17 protein-coding genes and 1 tRNA gene are annotated in these 19,145 nt (G+C 34.9%); 10 read left to right on the forward strand and 8 right to left on the reverse strand.

Annotated elements, in window-relative coordinates:
- Positions 1-136 precede the first annotated feature (136 nt).
- On the reverse strand, positions 137-928 hold the full coding sequence (locus LC419_RS04760) for a UDP-2,3-diacylglucosamine diphosphatase (RefSeq protein ID WP_223606283.1): 792 nt from the start codon (positions 926-928) through the stop codon (positions 137-139).
- Between the two features lie 29 nt (positions 929-957).
- Positions 958-1,404 (reverse strand): 6-carboxytetrahydropterin synthase QueD, encoded by a 447-nt coding sequence (gene queD / locus LC419_RS04765; RefSeq protein WP_034731429.1) that lies wholly within the window; start codon positions 1,402-1,404, stop codon positions 958-960.
- Positions 1,405-2,069: 665 nt separating this feature from the next.
- On the opposite strand from queD, the gene LC419_RS04770 reads away from it, so the two are divergent.
- Complete coding sequence (locus tag LC419_RS04770) at positions 2,070-2,684, forward strand: tyrosine-protein phosphatase (RefSeq protein WP_223606284.1); 615 nt, start codon at positions 2,070-2,072, stop codon at positions 2,682-2,684.
- A gap of 95 nt (positions 2,685-2,779) precedes the next feature.
- Here the strand turns inward: LC419_RS04770 and LC419_RS04775 are convergent, their stop codons facing one another.
- The 3 genes from LC419_RS04775 to aceB all read right to left on the reverse strand — a co-directional run bounded on the left by LC419_RS04775 (position 2,780) and on the right by aceB (position 7,067).
- The gene (locus LC419_RS04775; protein ID WP_223606285.1) at positions 2,780-3,169 is read right to left on the reverse strand and encodes a thioesterase family protein; all 390 of its coding nucleotides are present in this window, start codon (positions 3,167-3,169) and stop codon (positions 2,780-2,782) included.
- Positions 3,170-4,088: 919 nt separating this feature from the next.
- The gene (gene aceA, locus LC419_RS04780; RefSeq protein ID WP_368734493.1) at positions 4,089-5,372 is read right to left on the reverse strand and encodes an isocitrate lyase; all 1,284 of its coding nucleotides are present in this window, start codon (positions 5,370-5,372) and stop codon (positions 4,089-4,091) included.
- A gap of 117 nt (positions 5,373-5,489) precedes the next feature.
- Complete coding sequence (gene aceB, locus LC419_RS04785) at positions 5,490-7,067, reverse strand: malate synthase A (protein ID WP_223606287.1); 1,578 nt, start codon at positions 7,065-7,067, stop codon at positions 5,490-5,492.
- 125 nt (positions 7,068-7,192) lie between these two features.
- Here aceB and LC419_RS04790 point away from each other — a divergent pair, with 125 nt between their 5' ends.
- The 3 genes from LC419_RS04790 (at position 7,193) to LC419_RS04800 (ending at position 10,350) form a co-directional block, all read left to right on the forward strand.
- Positions 7,193-8,677, forward strand: coding sequence for a helix-turn-helix domain-containing protein (locus LC419_RS04790; RefSeq protein ID WP_223606288.1), 1,485 nt, complete (start codon positions 7,193-7,195; stop codon positions 8,675-8,677).
- A 137-nt stretch (positions 8,678-8,814) separates the two neighbouring features.
- The gene (locus LC419_RS04795; RefSeq protein WP_223606289.1) at positions 8,815-9,468 is read left to right on the forward strand and encodes a ComF family protein; all 654 of its coding nucleotides are present in this window, start codon (positions 8,815-8,817) and stop codon (positions 9,466-9,468) included.
- 192 nt (positions 9,469-9,660) lie between these two features.
- Complete coding sequence (locus LC419_RS04800) at positions 9,661-10,350, forward strand: alpha/beta fold hydrolase (RefSeq protein ID WP_223606290.1); 690 nt, start codon at positions 9,661-9,663, stop codon at positions 10,348-10,350.
- A gap of 3 nt (positions 10,351-10,353) precedes the next feature.
- Here the strand turns inward: LC419_RS04800 and upp are convergent, their stop codons facing one another.
- Both upp and der read right to left on the reverse strand, forming a co-directional pair.
- Positions 10,354-11,007: a uracil phosphoribosyltransferase gene (gene upp, locus LC419_RS04805; RefSeq protein WP_223606291.1), complete on the reverse strand. Its 654-nt coding sequence runs from the start codon at positions 11,005-11,007 to the stop codon at positions 10,354-10,356.
- 84 nt (positions 11,008-11,091) lie between these two features.
- Positions 11,092-12,402 carry a ribosome biogenesis GTPase Der gene (der, locus tag LC419_RS04810; RefSeq protein WP_090023737.1) on the reverse strand — a complete coding sequence of 437 codons (1,311 nt, stop codon included), beginning with the start codon at positions 12,400-12,402 and terminating at the stop codon, positions 11,092-11,094.
- 258 nt (positions 12,403-12,660) lie between these two features.
- On the opposite strand from der, the gene LC419_RS04815 reads away from it, so the two are divergent.
- The 6 genes from LC419_RS04815 to LC419_RS04840 all read left to right on the forward strand — a co-directional run bounded on the left by LC419_RS04815 (position 12,661) and on the right by LC419_RS04840 (position 16,695).
- Positions 12,661-12,731, forward strand: a tRNA-Gln gene (locus LC419_RS04815).
- A 425-nt stretch (positions 12,732-13,156) separates the two neighbouring features.
- Positions 13,157-13,447, forward strand: a complete 291-nt coding sequence (locus tag LC419_RS04820; protein ID WP_223606292.1) for a hypothetical protein — start codon at positions 13,157-13,159, stop codon at positions 13,445-13,447.
- A gap of 20 nt (positions 13,448-13,467) precedes the next feature.
- A complete protein-coding gene (locus tag LC419_RS04825; protein ID WP_223606293.1) occupies positions 13,468-14,277 on the forward strand; it encodes a hypothetical protein in 810 nt (269 codons plus the stop codon).
- 298 nt (positions 14,278-14,575) lie between these two features.
- Complete coding sequence (locus LC419_RS04830; RefSeq protein WP_306666570.1) at positions 14,576-14,881, forward strand: hypothetical protein; 306 nt, start codon at positions 14,576-14,578, stop codon at positions 14,879-14,881.
- A gap of 51 nt (positions 14,882-14,932) precedes the next feature.
- On the forward strand, positions 14,933-15,226 hold the full coding sequence (locus LC419_RS04835; RefSeq protein WP_223606295.1) for a helix-turn-helix domain-containing protein: 294 nt from the start codon (positions 14,933-14,935) through the stop codon (positions 15,224-15,226).
- Between the two features lie 677 nt (positions 15,227-15,903).
- On the forward strand, positions 15,904-16,695 hold the full coding sequence (locus tag LC419_RS04840; protein WP_223606296.1) for a LuxR C-terminal-related transcriptional regulator: 792 nt from the start codon (positions 15,904-15,906) through the stop codon (positions 16,693-16,695).
- A gap of 660 nt (positions 16,696-17,355) precedes the next feature.
- Here the strand turns inward: LC419_RS04840 and LC419_RS04845 are convergent.
- Entirely contained in the window at positions 17,356-19,086 is a 1,731-nt protein-coding gene (locus LC419_RS04845) for a tetratricopeptide repeat protein (RefSeq protein WP_223606297.1), read from the reverse strand.
- Positions 19,087-19,145: the final 59 nt, after the last annotated feature.

Below are 19,145 nucleotides of genomic sequence, written 5' to 3' on the forward strand. Positions count from 1 at the left end.
AATTAGATAAAAAAGCATATTTTTTTAATATTTTTTTAATCGAAGCGTTACACTTTGGTAAACTTCTTGCAAGGATTTACTCGGAATATGGATTAAAAACAAGAGTGGGCTTCGGTTCATTCGAAAATTACCTCTCTCAGGGGTAATTTTTTTTTGTGCCTTCTTTAAAGGTCATCAGCTCAAAATCGCTTTCAAAAACTCCGTAAGTAAAATAAGAGATCCAGTCGCCCAGATTGATGTACTTTGCTTTCTGCTCAAGATCCAGCACCATTGGAAGGTGACGGTGGCCATAGATAAAGTAGTCAATCTTCTGGCTTTTCAGTTTTTCTTTTGAATAGATGATCAGGAATTCTTTATCTTCTCCTAAAAATGCCTTATCCTCGTCCCCGGAGATCATTTTATTTTTCTGCGAAAGATATAAAGCAATCTTCATGGCAATATCCGGATGTAGCCATTTGAAAAACCATTGTGCCACAGGATTTGTGAACAGTTTTTTCATTCTTTTGTAGCCTTTATCACCAGGTCCGAGACCATCCCCATGAGCCAACAGAAATTGCTTTCCGCCCATCTCAAAATACTGCTTCTGATAAAAAACGGTACATCCGATCTCTTCCTCAAGATAGTCCTTCATCCACAGATCATGATTTCCCACAAAGAAATAAATATGAATTCCTCTGTCTTTCAGTTCTGCTATTTTTCCGAGAACACGTACATATCCCTTTGGAATCACATGTTTCCATTCGTGCCAGAAGTCAAAAAGGTCACCCATTAAAAACAACACCTGAGCATCTTCTTTGATCTCGTCCATCCAGCGGATAAATTTCTCTTCGCGCACTTTACTCTCCTTAAGCGTAGGAGCACCAAAATGCTGATCTGAAGCGAAATACACTTTTTTTCCAGGTTCTAAATTAATGATCGTTTTTAACACCGGTCTGAATTTTTATGGATAAATTACTGTTACTTATTATCTTCTGCGAACCATTCTCCATAAGAGTTTTCCGTTTCGTGAAGTTTAAGGTAGGCCAGAGAAACCTCAGCCGGAAGTTTTGATTTTATTTTGGCAGCAATGGCGTACAGCATATTCTCGCAGGTAGGCTGAAAGCTGCAGTAAATTACTTTATGTCCTTTATTCTCAAGATCTTCGCCCAGTTCTTTATGGGGCGACAATGCATTCACAAGAACCGCATGATCCCAAAGATCCACGATCTCAGATTTCACGATACTTTTAATATCTCCAAAATCCACTACCATCCCGTTTTTGGAATTCTCCAAATCATTAATCACTTTTCCTTTTACCGTTACAAACAGTTTGTAGGAATGTCCGTGCATATTTTTACATTTCCCATCGTAGTTGTACAGCACATGGGCTGTCTCGAATGTGAAAATTTTTGTAATACGTATCATACTCAATGTATTATTTTTAAATAACTGATTTCCATGAAATTAGATTTGAACCCAATAAACGAAAAGTTCAAAATCGTGGTCAACTCTTATAAAAATCATAAAATAATGTTCAAATTTAAAATAAAAAAGAGCAGGAAAAAAACCTACTCCTAATTTTGTTTTGCAAGTTGCTGATATTATTCATTTTATTCTTTGAATTAATCCTATTCTCTGAAGATTATATCCGAAGAATTTTCATTTTTAAATTGATCTGTTTTAATAAATCAAAATTATTTTCCGATCAAGTCTAAAAAATTCAGATTTACCGACATCTGTAAAAAATTGACATTCGTAGGAGATTCATTGACAAAAGTATTCGCACAGTTTAAATTTTACAGATTTTTCTTTCAGTTACTTTTTACGCTATTAAAAAATAATAAATCAAAATATTGTGATATAATATTTTAAATGATATATTTGCTTTTTATTACTCCATGAGTATTAAAGTTATAATGATCCGGATTGTACCCCTTATTTCAAAGCATAAATAGAAACTATAGATTATTAAAGCAGATTGTGTTATACTTTAATTTGCAGATGTACGAGAGGTGAAAAAGTAGAATGTAAACACGAACTATAGTACTGCCCACCTAAACGACATACTCATTTTAAAAATAAAGTAAAATATGAAAAAAGCAATTTTTATCATTCTGGCATTGAGCACTGTAGCTTGTAATTCTGAAAATTATGAGGATTCAATACCGGTATCATCTTACACATCCAAAAATTCCGATCTGGCTACTGCTTCTAAAACAAGGCCCCAAAAATGGGCTAAAAAAGTCTCAGGAACACCTTTTGATAATCTGTACAAAGTCAATGATGACGTCTATAGAAGTGAACAGCCCGATACTGATGGTTATAACTATTTTCAGCAAAATAATGTGGCTTCTATTCTCAATCTGAGATCAGGCCACACAGATAACGTCGGAGGAACCAATTACAGAGGTAATTTGTACACAGTTCCAATGACTGCCTCGTCAGTTTCCGATGTGGAAATTATCCAGGCTTTACGAATTATAAGAACAGCTCCAAAACCCATAGATATACATTGCCATCATGGAAGCGACAGAACCGGTGTAACTATGGCCATGTACCGTATTGTTTTTCAAAACTGGAGCAAACATGACGCTACTGAAGAAATGACTGATGGAGGTTACAATTTTCATCCACAGTATACCAATTTGGTTAATTATATCAAGAATGTGGATGTAAACTATATCAAGACACAAGTATTTAACTAACCTTTTATTTAAAATTTTACACCTTTTTACAAAAGAAAAACACCTGGTAATCAGGTGTTTTTATTATAGAAGTGAATCCGGAGCTATAAACTGAGTTATTCTGTAAGTTTTTCCAGCCAGTCACTTTCCAGTCTTTTCATCTTTTGAGTTTTAAGATCGACTAAAACCCAAAGCGTACTTGAATCTACAACAAGCTTATCATTACAATAAAATTCAACTTTTCTAGGTTGTTTCACGCCTTCCGGAGCCTTTGGATAGGTTTTCACCGTTATTACATCATGGAGATAAACCTGTTTTTTGTACTGAATATGATGATCAACGAGTATCCATGCCCATTCTGCATATTCTGTTTTATGTTTTAAAGAATCCCAGTGTTCACCGGCAATTTCTTCTACCCAATGAACGTACTGTACATTATTGACATGATGATTCTGGTCTATATGCTCTTCAGTTACCTGAATCTGTTTCTGATAAATTAAATCCATTGTTTTTTCGGCTTCATGAATAGTCAAATATATGAACTTTTGATCCCGACTACAGTGACAAATTCATTAAAAGTGAATTAAATTTCTAGTGTTTTTCAAGAAATTATCCTACAAAAAAGAGATGAAGCAGGCCGGCCCATCGGCGCATACTTCATCATCATCATTTGTGTTTTTAGAATCTACTTTTTCCCTCTTACGACGATCATCTTTTATGACATTTAATTTTCAATAGGCTACAGCGGAAAACCATTTTTTTCATCTTTACTTTGTGTTTGAGATATTCCATACTGCTGCTTTATTCAGCGATGATCTAAAATCATGGGCATTGGCAAGGGCGCCAATTTTTTTTATATCCGGATTATATAGTCCGGATGTGTATTTTTTTCTAAAGAAATCCTGTACAATAGGAAATCAATAATATAATTACTGCACTAAGGATCAAACCGAAAATAAAACTTGGGGCAGAAAAGAGAATATTTTTTGTTTTCATAAAAGTGTTTTTCAAACCGTGAAACCATACATTAAAATTCAGTGTCATTTCCTTTTGTTCAAAACTAGGATAAATGATAAAAAAAATAAAACGATTATAGGAGCTGTTAACAACGATAATATATAAAATACTGAATATCAACAAATAACATACACAATGTTAACGCATTTCTTTTCAAAAGATAACACTTTATTAACAAAAAAAGGCTGTAACAGTCTCGTGAAGCACGTAAAAAATTAAGCAAAATACTACTATATTGTGAAAAATTTGAAAAAGAAGACCAGTGATGGATCTTAATAATTAAAATGCATTGTCATTATCTTGATATTTTTTTCATAATTTCAATTGACTATTAACTTCTTTTTCGTTCAAAAAAAACCTTCCCAATCATGAGAAGGTTTGCTATTTATAAAAATTAATGGAAAATAATCAATGGAACTGTGCCGTTTCTGTAGAATCCTTCATCGCTACCGTTGCAGAAGAACCATTAGTCACAACATTCTGGATCTCATCAAAATATCCTGTTCCTACAAATGACTGGTGTTTCACGGCTCTGAACCCTTTCTGCTGAAGGGCAAATTCACGTTCCTGAAGTTCGGAATATCCCGCCATTCCTCTTTCTTTATAAGCTAAAGCAAGTTCAAACATGGCAGTATTCAGTGCATGGAAACCAGCTAGTGTAATAAACTGGAATTTATAGCCCATCTTTGCAAGCTCTTCACGGAAATTAGCCATTTCTTCGACACTTAACCTCGCAGCCCAATTGAATGATGGTGAACAGTTGTAAGCCAACATCTTTCCCGGAAACTGAGCATGAATTCCTTCTGCAAATTTTCTGGCCTGCTCCAGATCAGGATTAGAGGTTTCCATCCAGATCAGATCTGCATACGGCGCGTAAGAAAGTCCCCGGTCTATTCCCTGCTCTACTCCATTATTTACGACATAAAAGCCTTCGGAAGTTCTTGCCCCGGTTACAAATTTCCGGTCTCTTTCATCGATGTCAGAAGTCAGAAGGTCTGCCGCATCAGCATCTGTTCGGGCAATAATGATACTTGGCACACCCAATACATCTGAAGCCAAACGGGCCGCAACCAATTTATTAATGGCTTCCTGAGTAGGAACCAAAACTTTCCCGCCCAGATGTCCGCATTTTTTTGCTGAAGAAAGCTGATCTTCAAAATGAACTGCCGCAGCTCCTGCCTCAATCATCTGCTTCATCAGCTCAAAAGCATTCAGATTTCCACCGAATCCGGCTTCCGCATCTGCAATGATAGGAACCAAATATTCTTTATCTCCGTTTCCACTTACCGACTGGATCTGATCTGCTCTCAATAAAGCATTATTAATCTTTTTCACCACAGAAGGCACTGAATTCGCAGGGTATAATGATTGATCAGGATACATTTCACCCGAAAGATTAGCATCCGCAGCCACCTGCCACCCTGAAAGATAGATAGCCTCCAGTCCTGCATCAACTTCCTGAACCGCCTGATTTCCTGTTAATGCACCAAGTCCGGCTACATAATCCTGGCTATTCAGTTTCTCCCAGAATTTTTTAGACATTTCTGTCGCAATGGTATAATCAATTTTGTAGGAGCCTCGAAGTTTTAATACTTCTTCAGCAGTATACGTTCTTTTTATTCCTGTCCAGCGGGGATTGTTCAGCCAATCCTGTTCTATAGCATGGATCTGTTCTTGTCTTGTTTTCATAATATTTTGGATTTGTTATTTTGTATTAAAGAAAGAGAGTCGGAGTGTTTGAGAGTTGAAGAGTTGCTGGTTCGAATCCCGAATCCCGAAACTTTAAAATCCGCCCACTCTCAAACGCTATCACTCAATAAAAGGATAGGCTTTCAAAGTAAGGAATTCTTCGAATTTTTCTGAGAATATAAGTTCGTTGAAAAGCTCTTTGGCCAGATTGAATTTCCCGTTTTTGAAACGTTCTTCGCCTACGTAGTTTTCGATGCGGTCTATTTCTTCAAGTTCCCACTGGAGTATCATTTCCCGAGTCAGTATCTTGCCGTCATTAAGCTTAGCTTCATTCTGTAACCACTGCCAGAGCTGCGTTCTTGAGATTTCTGCGGTTGCGGCATCTTCCATAAGATTGTAAATGGCTGCTGCACCTACTCCCATCAGCCAGCTTTCCAGGTACAAAATACCTACGTTGATATTTTTTCTGACTCCTTTTTCTGTGATTTCACCTTGTGGAACTTCCAGCAGATCCTTTTCTTTGATATGGTATTCAAATTTTTCATCAATCTGGTTCTGTGCCGGCATATATTGATCAAAAACCTCTTTCGCAATGGATACTAGCGCCGGATGTGCCACCCAGGTTCCGTCGTGACCGTTTTTCACTTCACGTTCTTTGTCTTTTCTTACTTTTTCGAAAGCAGCTTGGTTAGCTTCGTCATCATTTTTGACAGGGATCTGCGCTGCCATTCCTCCTATCGCATGAACGTTTCTTTTATGACAAATCTCGATCACTCTTTTTGAATAGGCACTCATAAACGGTGACGCCATGGTCACCTGATCTCTGTCCGGAACCATAAATTCAGGAAGATTTCTGAATTTTTTGATGAATGAGAAAATATAATCCCATCTTCCGCAATTCAGGCCTGCGCTGTGCTCTTTTAGTTCAAATAAAATTTCATCAATCTGAAATGAAGCGGTAATGGTTTCTATTAAAACAGTTGCTTTGATTGTTCCTGTGGGAATTCCCAGATAACTTTGGGCAAAAACAAAAACCTCATTCCACCAGCGTGCTTCTTTATAATGTTCTAATTTGGGAAGGTAAAAATAAGGACCACTTCCACTTTCCAGCAACTGTTTTGCATTATTAAAAAAGTAAATTCCAAAATCTGTCAGTGAGCCGGATGCTTTTTCTCCATTGATCTCTATATGCTTTTCCGGAAGATGCAATCCTCTTGGGCGAACCTGGAGAACAGCCGTTTTTTCGTTCAGCTGATAGGATTTTCCATTTTCAGCATTGAAATCTATATTACGTCTTATGGCATCCGCCAGATTCATCTGCCCCTGAATACAGTTGTCCCAGGTGGGCGAGCTGCTGTCTTCAAAATCAGCCATAAAAGTTGATGCACCGGAATTAAGTGCGTTGATGATCATTTTCCGGTCTACAGGACCTGTGATCTCTACCCTTCTATCCAAAAGATCAACAGGAAGCGGAGCACATACCCAATTTCCATTTCTCACCTCCTGAGTTTCGGGCAAAAATCCCGGAAGATTTCCCAAATCAAAAAGCTGCTGTGTTTTTTTTCTTTCTTCTAAAAGCGTTAATCTATTTGGATTGAAATTCTGATGAAGTGATACCAGAAAATCAGTCAGTTCAGGAGTAAAAACCTCTTTAAACTGCTTTGGGGCTTTTATTTCTAATTGAGTTTTAGTTTCCATAACCTATTGATTTTGTGATTTGATGTTACAAACATAAATAAAAATTTTCACAACTAGCGAACGTTCGCTAATTATTTTTAAAATTTATTATGCGGATAATCGCATCCAATTATTTATATTTGACTATGAATTCAGAAAGCGATTTTATCAAAACAGTTTTCGGACTAAAGCTCAAGCAGCTTAGACAAAAGAAAAACTGGTCTCTGCAGGATCTTGCTGTAAAGACCGGTCTGTCCAAATCTTACCTTAATGAGATTGAAAACGGAAAAAAATATCCGAAGCACGATAAGATCATCCAGCTTTCAGAATCGCTGAGCTGTACTTTTGATGAACTGGTTTCCACTAAACTTGATAAAAGCTTAGCGCCGTTCAACGAGATCCTGCAGTCGGATTTTTTCAAAGAAGTGCCACTTGATCTTTTTGGCATCAGCAAAAACAATCTGATCAGTATCATTAGTGATGCTCCCAAAAAAGTAACTGCTTTTATCAATGCACTGATTGAGATCTCGCAGAATTATAATTTAGGAAAAGAACGTTTTTATTTTGCAGTACTCAGATCTTTCCAGGAGCTTTATGACAATTATTTTCCTGAAATTGAGGAGAAAACAGTAGAGTTTATCAAGGAAAACGGACTGGATATCAGTAAGGATCTGAGAGCCTCCGTTTTAGAAAACATTCTCACTGAAAAATTTCATTACAGCATACGATCAGAGGATTTTGAACAGTTCGGAACCCTGAACAATCTGCGATCCCTTTATATTCCCGAGCAGAAACTCCTGCTTTTGAATAAGAAACTTGAAAAAGATCAGCGAACTTTTATCATGGCTAAAGAAATCGGATTCAATGTTTTGGAACTTAAAATTCGTCCGAACACGTATTCATGGCTGGATTTTGGAAGTTTTGAAGAAATTTTAAATAATTTTTACGCATCTTATTTCGCCGGCGCTTTATTAATTTCAAAGGAAAAAACGCTTGAAAAAACCTCAGAATTTTTACTCCAGCACACCTGGGAGCCCAAAAGTTTTGAAGCGCTGATTGAAAGTTTTACAGATTCTCCTGAAACTTTTTATTACAGACTCACCAATCTGCTTTCATCTGAATTGGGTATAAAAGATCTGTTTTACCTGTGCCTGGTCAAGAAAAAAGATTCGGATAAGATCCAGATTTTAAAGGAGCTCCATCTGAACCACCAGCAGGCACCGCATGCAAATGCCATGAATGAACATTACTGCAGAAGATGGATCGCTGTCAAAAATTTACACCATTTAAAGGAGAATGAAACGCTTACGGATGCTCAGATCTCGCATTACAAGGATCAGGGAGTAAGCTATCTTGTGATTTCAACTTCACAAAAAAATCCGTTTTCAGACGGCAGCAACAGAAGCTACTGTCTAGGTATTTTACTGAACTCGCAGACCATTAAAAAAATTGGTTTTGTAAAATCTCAGACTTTAAAAACGGTCAATGTAGGGGTTACCTGCGAATCCTGCAGCATTCCGGATTGTGAAGTACGACAGGCCCCGCCGGTCCGACTGGAAAAAGAACAGTTTAACCTCAGTATGAAAAATGCAATTGAGAAGATCAGAAAACAGATGATGGGTAATGAGTGATGAGTGATGAGTGATGAGTGATGAGTGATGAGTGATGAGTGATGAGTGATGAGTGATGAGTGATGAGTGATAGCTGCAAAATTACAAATTCCACCTCTAAATTCTAATTTCTAACTTCTAATTAAAAAAACACACAAATGATATTAGATTTATTTTTCCCAAACCGCTGTATTCACTGCAGCCGGATCATAGGCGCAGAGCTTTTGGTCTGCAGTTTATGTTTTGAACAGATTCATTTTACCCACTTTGATTATTTCGGGGATCATACGATCAAAGAAAAATGTAAACTCATGTTCCCTGTTGAGAATACGTATGCCCTGATGAAATTTGAACAGGACGGATTGAGCCAAAAAATCATCCATGAACTGAAATACAAAAGCAGGGAAAATGCAGGCAAAACTCTTGCAGAATGGACTACAGAGCGGCTTGATTTTAAAGATGAAAAACCTGACCTACTGGTTTCAGTTCCTCTTCATCCTAAAAAATTAAAAGAAAGAGGTTATAATCAACTCCATTTATTTACAGAGACTTTGTCAAAATTTTATGGTATCCCATCCGATTACGAATTAATTCAAAGAAATCATTATTCCAAAGCACAAGCCTTAAAAGATAAAAAAAATCGCCTGGAAACAGCAAACCCCTTTTCACTTTCAAAACCGATTTCCGGAAAACATGTTCTTTTAATAGACGATGTTTTCACCACTGGAAATACGGTATCCTCTATTGCCTGGGAGATTTTAAATGCGGGTAATAACAGAGTGAGTATTTTGGTGATGGCAGTCGATGTATAGGAAGTTTTAGGGTTTGAGAGTATTAGTGTGGGAGGGTTTGAGATTTTCGGAATTCGCGTTTCGGGATTCGAGCTAGCAATTATTAACTATCAATTCTAAAACGCTCCTACACTTCCACTAGCGCACTCAAACCCTCGAACTCGTACCGGAAAGTTCAATTCTTTTTCTTAATTTTCCAGTAAACTTTTGATTATGAAAAATCTGCTTTTACTGCATGGAGCATTGGGCCACTCTAATATTTTTAAACCTTATGAGAAGGAGTTGTCAAAATATTTCAATATCCATACGCTTTTGTTTTCAGGACACGGAAATACTGAACTGCCTGAAAGCGGTATCAGCATTGAAAAATATACGGCAGAAATAAGGGATTATTTAGAAAAAGAAGACCTCACAGATGTTTGTATTTTCGGACACAGCATGGGAGGTTATGCTACACTTAACTGTGCTCTGAGATATTCTGAAAGAATTAATTCCATTATGACCCTGGGTACAAAATTCAACTGGACTGAAGAACAGGCTTTAAAGGAAAGTAAAATGCTTGATCCGGAATCTATTCTTTTAAAGGTTCCCAAATATGCGGAACAGCTGGAAAAACAGCATGGTGCAAAATGGAAGCAGCTACTGCCGGCTATTGCTCAGATGATGGTTTCACTCGGTAAAAATCCACCTCTGAATGAAAGCAGTCTGTGGGCAATTACTATTCCCGTACAGATTATGACCGGGGATAAAGACAATATGGTGAGTATAGAAGAAAGCATCCGTGCCTACCGAAATATTCCGAATGCAAAATTGGCCATACTCCCGGACACAAAGCATCCTATGGAAAAAGTACGGCCCAATTTATTATCTGATCTGATGAAAGATTTCTGGAATCTCTCTTAATATTTATCGTTGTAGTTTTTCACCGTAGCTTAAATCTCCGGCATCACCAAGTCCTGGTGTGATATATCCTTTTGAAGTCAATCCCTCATCGATTGCTCCTACCCAAATTTTCGCATCAGGATAAGCTTTCTCGATAGTTTCCACTCCTTGCCTGGAAGCAATTGCCGCTACAATATGCAGCTGAGTTGGTGTTCCGTTTGTCAAAAGGTCTTTGATGGCTTCAATTAATGAGGCACCTGTTGCTAACATGGGGTCAGCTACAATTAATGGTCTTCCTTCAATATTCGGGCAGGTAAGATAATCCTGTTTGATAGAGAAATAATCATTGGCATCGTGCTTTCTGTACGCAGCAACGAAACCGCAGTCTGCTCTGTCCAGGTAGCTCAAAATCCCTTCAAATAAAGGAACTCCTGCTCTTAATATAGTGGTAATCACGGGCTGAACGGCTATTTCCTGAACTTTGATCTTATCTAAAGGAGTTTGAATTTCTACTTCTTTGTATTCCAATCCTTTACTGATCTCAAATGCTGCAATTTCCCCTATACGTTCCATATTTCTACGGAATCTCATTCTGTCATGCTGGATGTCTATATTCCTAAGCTCATTGATCCAGGAGTTTATTAAAGAAGACTGTTTTGACAATACAATTGTATTCATTATTCTGAAAAAACTTTTTATTAAAAATATTAAATTTAATATGAATAAAATCCCTCTTAGAAAAATCTAAAAGGGATTAATTTTTTATTTTTGTCTGAAATACACTTCAATAGGAACTCCGGTAAACCCGAATTGCTTTCTCAATTGGTTTTCAGTAAATCTTTTGTAAGGTTCTTTTACATATTGAGGAAGGTTGCAGAAAAATACAAACTGTGGTGACGGCGTTGGAAGCTGTACACAATATTTGATTTTAATATACTTTCCCTTGTTAGCTGGTGGCGGAGTCTGCTCAAAAATAGGGAGCATCACTTCGTTTAATTTTGAAGTTTTGATCTTTTTCTTACGGTCTTCGTATACAACCATTGCCATTTCCACAGCTTTCAAGATTCTCTGCTTCGTTAATGCTGAAACAAAAAGAATTGGAATATCACTGAACTGACCGATCTTCTCTTTAATTGAATTTTCAAAATCCCTAACAGTATTGGTTTTCTTATCTTCAATAAGATCCCACTTATTCACAACGATCACAATTCCTTTTCTGTTCTTTTGTGCCAAACCGAAAATATTCATATCCTGAGATTCCCAGCCAAGCGTTGCATCCACCATAATGATCACAACATCTGAAAATTCAATAGAACGAATAGATCTCATTACCGAATAAAATTCCAAATCCTCATTTACTTTAGATTTCCTTCTCATTCCGGCAGTATCAACTAAAACAAATTCGTGTCCGAATTTATTGTAAAGAGTCTGAATACTGTCTCTTGTAGTACCAGCAACATCGGTTACGATGTTTCTTTCTACATCAAGCAAAGCATTCGTTAATGTGGATTTACCAACATTGGGACGACCTGCGATCGTAATTTTCGGCAATCCTTCGAAAGGATCTTTATAATCTGTTGTAGGGAAATCTTTAACGATATCATCTAAGACTTCTCCTGTTCCGGAACCTGTAGCAGAAGACAAAGTGTAATATTTTTCAATTCCTAACTGATAGAATTCAGTAGCGTTTATTTCCTCTTTGGCAGAATCTACTTTATTGATAACGATATAAACGGGTTTATTTGCTCTTCTCAGAAGTTCGTAAATTTCGTAATCGGTATCAGTAAGGCCTTCTTCTACATTCATCATAAAAATGATAGACGTAGCTTCGTCTATTGCCAGCTGAACCTGTTTACGAATCTCTTCTTCAAAAATATCATCCGTTCCTACATCATATCCGCCTGTATCTATAACTGTAAAATCTACCCCGTTCCAGTCAGATTTCCCGTAATGACGGTCTCTGGTAACACCAGCCGTAGAATCTACGATGGCTTCTCTTCTTTCTAGTAAACGGTTAAAAAGTGTGGATTTTCCTACGTTGGGACGCCCAACGATTGCGACAATATTTGACATAAAAATGTTTAATAAATGAAATTATTAATGGGTATCTCCAACTTTTGGAGCCCAATTTTTTGCAAAGATAAGATTTTATTATTTAGCTGCTGAAAAATTGATCTCTATAAATTGTTTACAAAAACAAAATATCTGTTTATCTATTTTGTTAAAAATCATACAATTACAGATAAACACAGTCTTTCCGGCTGTTAATCCGTCAAAAAATATTTTTTTCAATCAAATTTTTTTTATAATTTCGCGCCACCAAAATAAAGCAGACCTATAGTGTAACGGTAGCACTCCGGTTTTTGGTACCGTCAGTCGGGGTTCGAATCCCTGTGGGTCTACACATTATTTTAAACCATTTGATTTTCAAATGGTTTTTTTGTTTTCTCATCACACCCTGCAATTTAAGTATTCACTTCTTTATTTGATCTTCAAGTCCTTTAATCTTCTTTCCAGTATTTCCAAATTATCTTTATAAAAAAGATCATTTACCAAATTCTCAATATATCACCATCCGTTGAACAACAAGGTACTATAAATACTACTTAAATAACCCACAATAAATAAACAAACTCAGTTTTTATTATCAAATATTAAAACAAACAGACAAAAATGATAGATATCTACTATATGTTTTAATTTTCGTGCCTATTAACTTTGCCTTCAAGATAATACCGATACCATTCGGTAAAAAAAACACAAATAACCTATGAACCTAAACAAGCCCTGAGGCTCGTTTAGGGTTTGTAATGATACAATTGAAAAAATGAAAAAAAAATTGATTTTGATAGGTGTAACCTTATACACCTCACACACGTTCGGACAGGTTAGTATTAATTCCGAGACTCCCCATCCTTCAAGTATTCTTACCATAGCTCCTACAGATCTAAAGGGACAATATAAGGGAACCATTTTAAGTCCAATGACAACAAGCCAGATCAACAATATACCCAATCCGGCTAAAGGATTAATCGTGTATGATACTCTCGTAAAATGTTTAAAAGTGAATAAGGGTACTCCAACTGTATCCCAATGGGTGTGCATAAAGACCAAATAATAAAAATGAATTGTATGAAAATGAATAAACTAAATGCCGCAGCATTTATAATAGCAGGTATAATTTTTTCAAAAGGACAAGTTGGAATAGGAACTGCAACACCGGATACATCTACCAATTTACATGTAGCACCAACTAACATCTCCAACCAGTACAAAGGAACATTACTGGGAACTATGTCTACCACTAACAGAGATTCTATTTCCCAGCCGGCAACAGGCCTTATGATTTATAATACAACTGATAATTGTTTGCAGATTAACAATGGAACACCAAGTGCTCCCCGTTGGGAATGCCTGAGCGAGGAACCGGATCTTCCTTTTGGAACTATGACTTTTGGACGTTATAAGCCTATTTACCCGGGGATTACCGCTAGTACAATCTCTATACCTCCACCTCAATATAGTCCTACCAACACTCAGCTCTATGGGGCTTATCCTGCCAATGGAAATTTTGCCTACAATGATCTGTTTCGAATTGATGTAGGAAGAAGAACCGGGGATACTTATTCAACCGTCTTATATAATGTTTCAGGAGAAAGAATTACTTTCAACTATAATAGTAATGCATATCACAATCCGATAGTGGGTAGTAATATCAGTTTATATGATACTCAGGGAAGATTTATAGATGGTGATAATATTACCTACTACACAGAGGCTCAGAATTGTTATGTAACTGTTACTTCTCCAGCTAAATGGGCAGGAAGAAAATTTTTAATAGGAGTAAATATCTTTAAAGAAGATGTTTCGAATGCTATTGCCACTGGAGGAAACGGAACCGGAAAGGAAAATCAATCTATGCTTACGTATATTTTTGAATTTAAGTGATATTTGTTGGAATCCTTCATCACATTAAAAAAACACATTTTATATATAATGGTTACAGGCCTTTTTTAAAAGGCTTGTAATCTAATAAAAAAGATGAAGCCTCATTTCATAATTACAAATGCAGCCGGCTCCCTTTATACAATTTCATTCAGTTTAACATTCATAAGTAAATAAAGAATTAATGAATTTTAAAAATATACATATAGGTCAGATCATTCATAAAAGAGTATTGGAACGCAAAATTGAGACGCTCCGCATTTGTAAATTTCTTAAATGTTCAGAAAATGAAATCAATACCATGTATACTTTAAAAAGTCTTGATTCTGAACTCTTATTGAGATGGAGCAAACTTTTAGAATATGATTTTTTCAGGATGTATACCCAGCATTTGATTTGGTATTCTCCGGTAATTGTAAAAAATCAGTCTGATATAAAACAGGAATCAGAATTACCTAAATTCAGGAAAAACATTTATACAAAAGAAATTATTGATTTCATTTTAAACCAGATAGCAAACGGAGAAAAAACTAAATCTCAGGTTATCCTGGAGTACAAAATTCCGAAAACCACCTTATACAAATGGCTTGGAAAATATAAATCCTAGAATACGTACTTATAAATACAAAAAATTATGGAAACTCATGAACCTGATTATGTGAAAATTTTTTCAGATATCATTTCGAAAAAATTTCCGGAAAAAAAATCCAGCTGCAAGAATTTCCTGGAAAAGGGAAAGCTATCCTCATTGGATGTTATAACTCTCAACCGTATTTTATTTCAAGATGGTGAAATAGCTAATGAGCATAAATCTTATGATGATGAAAGTATTACCGAAATACTGGAATATCAAATAAAAACAAGGATGACAAACACAGAAATTGCTTCCGTATTTAAATTAAGCCGTAATACTTTAGCGGTCTGGAAAAAAAAGTACTACAACAAACAATAAAAAGACTTCACCCATAAAATTTATCGATATGAATAGTAAAAAATATTATTTCCACGATAAGAACCGGAATATCATATCAGAAGATCAGTTAATTGGAAAAAAAATAGACGATCTCGAATGCTTTTTTTCTAGTTATCAGGTAGAAAAATTTCATACGAACGAGCGCATTTTTATTTTGAAAAAATATTTTTTTGGAATATTTAAATTAAGACTGCATTTATATCTTACTGAAAATACAGTATATGAGTACGCCATTCAAAAATAAGCTTCTTTTTACACATATAACATTGCATCGGTATATTTTTTATTCTTTCCATCTTATTTTTTTAGAGTTTTGACTTAACTCCCTTCTATCATTTTTGTTTGGATACCGATGCTTTGTTTTATTTCGATTTCATTATCACTAAAAGCTTTATTGAATCTGACTTTAAACACCCCAATCTAATATTTGATAAAAGTCATTTAAGGCAAATTTATCATCACTCGCACTTCTAACCATTTCTCATAAAAACAGCAGAGGACATAAACATGTTAAATTTTGTGTCTGTTTTCCCTTTGGCAAAACAATCTATATTTGTAGAAATTATTGATTTTACTCAGCTATAATTGGTATAATTATCGCTATAAACAATACATCAGACACATTTTATATAATAATACCCATTTTATTTAATGTTATGAAAAAAAAGATAAACCCAATAGATGTACAGCAGCTTTATGATTTTTTTGCAAAGAACAGTGAGCTCCCTAAAAATTATTTTGATTTTTTTGCAGATTCAATTAATAATGCAAAAAGTTTCTCTATAGGACCTTATTTCTGGTGCATTACCAACAATACTAAAATGAGAACAGAGCGGATTAGTGAGAATGTTGAGCAATTTACCCCTTACAGCAAAGAAGAATGGCTCAATTCGGATACTGATTTTTTCATGAATCTTTTTCATCCACAAGACAAACCGCACATCATGGCCGCATTTGTATTTTCCGCCACTTTACGTTTGCAGCTTCTAAGGGAAGGAAAACCCGAAGTAAGATTCAATTATTATGGTAGAATGATCGACCGGAATGGAAATTATCGCTGGATATTATTGCAATCACCTCTTCAAATTATTAACAATTACGAAATAAAAGCCTCTTTAGTAGTTATTTATGATCTTTCCCATTTCATTATTCAAAACCTGCCATTACTTTCCATCATAGATTTTTCTGATAATGAAGTGCAGTATTTCAAGCATATCGATCAAGGCCTCCATAAAATAGATATGGAAAAACCGCATATAACCCATCGTGAAAAAGACGTTTTAATGCTTATGGCACAAGGATTTAACAGTCCGGAAATCGCAAAAAAGCTTTTTATCTCTTATAGTACAGTGGAAAACCATAAAAGTAACCTTCGAAAAAAAACAAATACTAAAACTTCAGCGGAACTTATTGCCTATACGATGAATCACAGCTTGCTTGTGCTTTAAATAAAAACATGGGGAAAATATAGGATTAACTATTAAGAAAAAAATAAGGCCAAAAAATAAGCCACTATAAAATAAAAACCAGTACATAATAAAATAACCGTTTTTTAAATCAAGCGGTTATTCTTTTTTCATCATTTATGTTTTTTAACTCTCCAGAATTTTTTTTAAGCTTCCCAACCTTTCATAAAAAAATTCTATCATGCTTTCATACTATTCAGCACCAAATAAACAATTAATAAAAAGATCGCCAAATAAAAAATTAACTCAAACTTTTTCAGTCTTTTAACCAACTGATAGGTCTTGGTAATTTTTTTTAACTCATCATCTGTGTAGTTCTTCATTGGTTTACTTCTTTTTTTTTGAAGATTTGAGTAAAACAGTGAAGCAAAAATAAATTATACCGTTTTAAAATCAAGTATTTGAAGCGTTACTTTTTGTTAACTGCGATTAGATAAAACATTAAAAAACCGTTAACTTTTAATCACAAGAAACTAATTAACAGAATATTAAAACCAAAACAACTGTATTTTAAAATCAGTTTAAAATCTTACACAAAAATATTCAAAAAGTAAAAAAATTGGGTCAGCCCATTCGAAATATGGTCAAAAATAAATTTGAAAATACTGTATTTTGATATAAATAATTTAAAAGAACAGACAGTTATATACTTTTTAAGAATGTATTCAGTATGGATTCTTTCCCGATATTCATTTTAGTTTTTATTTTAGTTTTATACACCCTTGCACTGCCTTCCGTAATATTCTCTAATAACGAAATTTCTTTGGAAGAGAAGTCCAGTTTGTAATACACACAGAACTTCAGTTCATTATTCGTCAGTGAAGGAAACCTTTCGGAAAGCTTCTGAATAAACTGCTTATTTTCCTGAGAGCTCTCGTTAATCAAGTCATAGTTCTTTCTGTCAATTTGGATCAGATTATTAATTTTGAGAAAAAGATCAGTGATTACCTGTTCAGCATCAACATTTTTTAACTTTTTCATCTTTTTTATATTCTCCAGAAAAGTTTTTTCAGTTTCTATTTTCAGATTGAGATTCAAGTGCAGATTGGTAATCTTTTCCTCCTGACGTTTAAGGTCCTGTTCAAGGATCTTTTTATTTTTCATCAGAATAATTTTCTCTTTTGATGCAAGCTCTTTGTCTCTTTTACTAATATTTCGGATAATATATATAGTAACTCCAAAAATAATAAGCACAATACATATCGCTGTAAGCATCAGCCTATTCTTAAATTTTTGTTTTTCTATTGTGTATTGGTGTTTTTGGTTGATACTCTTAATCGTAAAGTTGTTAAGTACATCTGAAATATAGGTGAGTTTCTGATTAGATTCTTCTTCATGCCTATTATGTAACTTAATTAATTTTCTGCAGAAAGTTTTTACCATTCCAGGGTCATTGATCTTTAAATAATATCCCTGAACCATTTCACTGATTAAAATTTTATCAGATACATCCTTTATTTCAGGCTCAATAGACTGACTATAATCCATAATCTCCTTCATTTTATCTATCTGATTGGTTTCACCATACAAATCAAATAGTTTGGTAAGGTTATCTACAGTATCATGATTATTTTTTTTGTTTCTCCTTTGAAAATCTAACTCCTGAAGAAGAAGCCTTTCCGCTTCGTGAAAATCTTTTATCTTATAGTAATAGAATCCTACATTCCCTTTTACACTGGCTAAAAAGGACGTTTCTTCAGAGTTTAGATTACTTCCGTTTTCCAGAATTTTCACCGCTTCTTTAGCTTCTTTTAATGCAAGATCAAAGCGAGCCATTTTTTCATAAGTCAATGCAAAATTGTTATGCATAGAAGAAATAAAAATGAGATTATGTCTCGTTTTTTCAAGACTTTGAAGAGACTTATTAAAGAATATCAGTGCCTGGGAATAATTTTCATTATTAAAAAACAGCCTTCCTTTTAGATGGTACAAATGGGGCAAAAAATATTTTTTACTTGATTTCTCATCAACCATAATCGCTTCATTAAGGAACCGCATCGCAAGCTTTGGAGATTGTTGCTCAAACTGAAAGGCAAGATTAAAGTTGGATGCAATCGTAATATAATCATACTCATTATTGTTGAGCATCAATAGTTCATACACTACTGGAATCTGATTTGAATTATTGTAATTGTAAAACAATTCAACATACCGGCTGCTAATCTGGTATTTCCGATCACCGGTATTTTCATACTTTTTCTGCTCTCTGACTTGTAAGGCTTTAATTTTTTCCGGTTGCCCAGCAATTTTAGAAATCTCGTTATTAATATTATAAAAATAAATGTTGGCTTCATCTTTTTCAGACGACCCACACGAAACAACAAGCACAGAAAAGACTAAAACAATTAAAGCTTTAATAATTTTATTTTTCATCCATTCATTTTTAAAACACTATCCTTAGTTATACAATAAAAAAATACGCTCAAATAAAA

This window comes from Chryseobacterium sp. OSA05B (assembly GCF_019970065.1).
Taxonomy (GTDB): Bacteria; Bacteroidota; Bacteroidia; order Flavobacteriales; family Weeksellaceae; genus Chryseobacterium.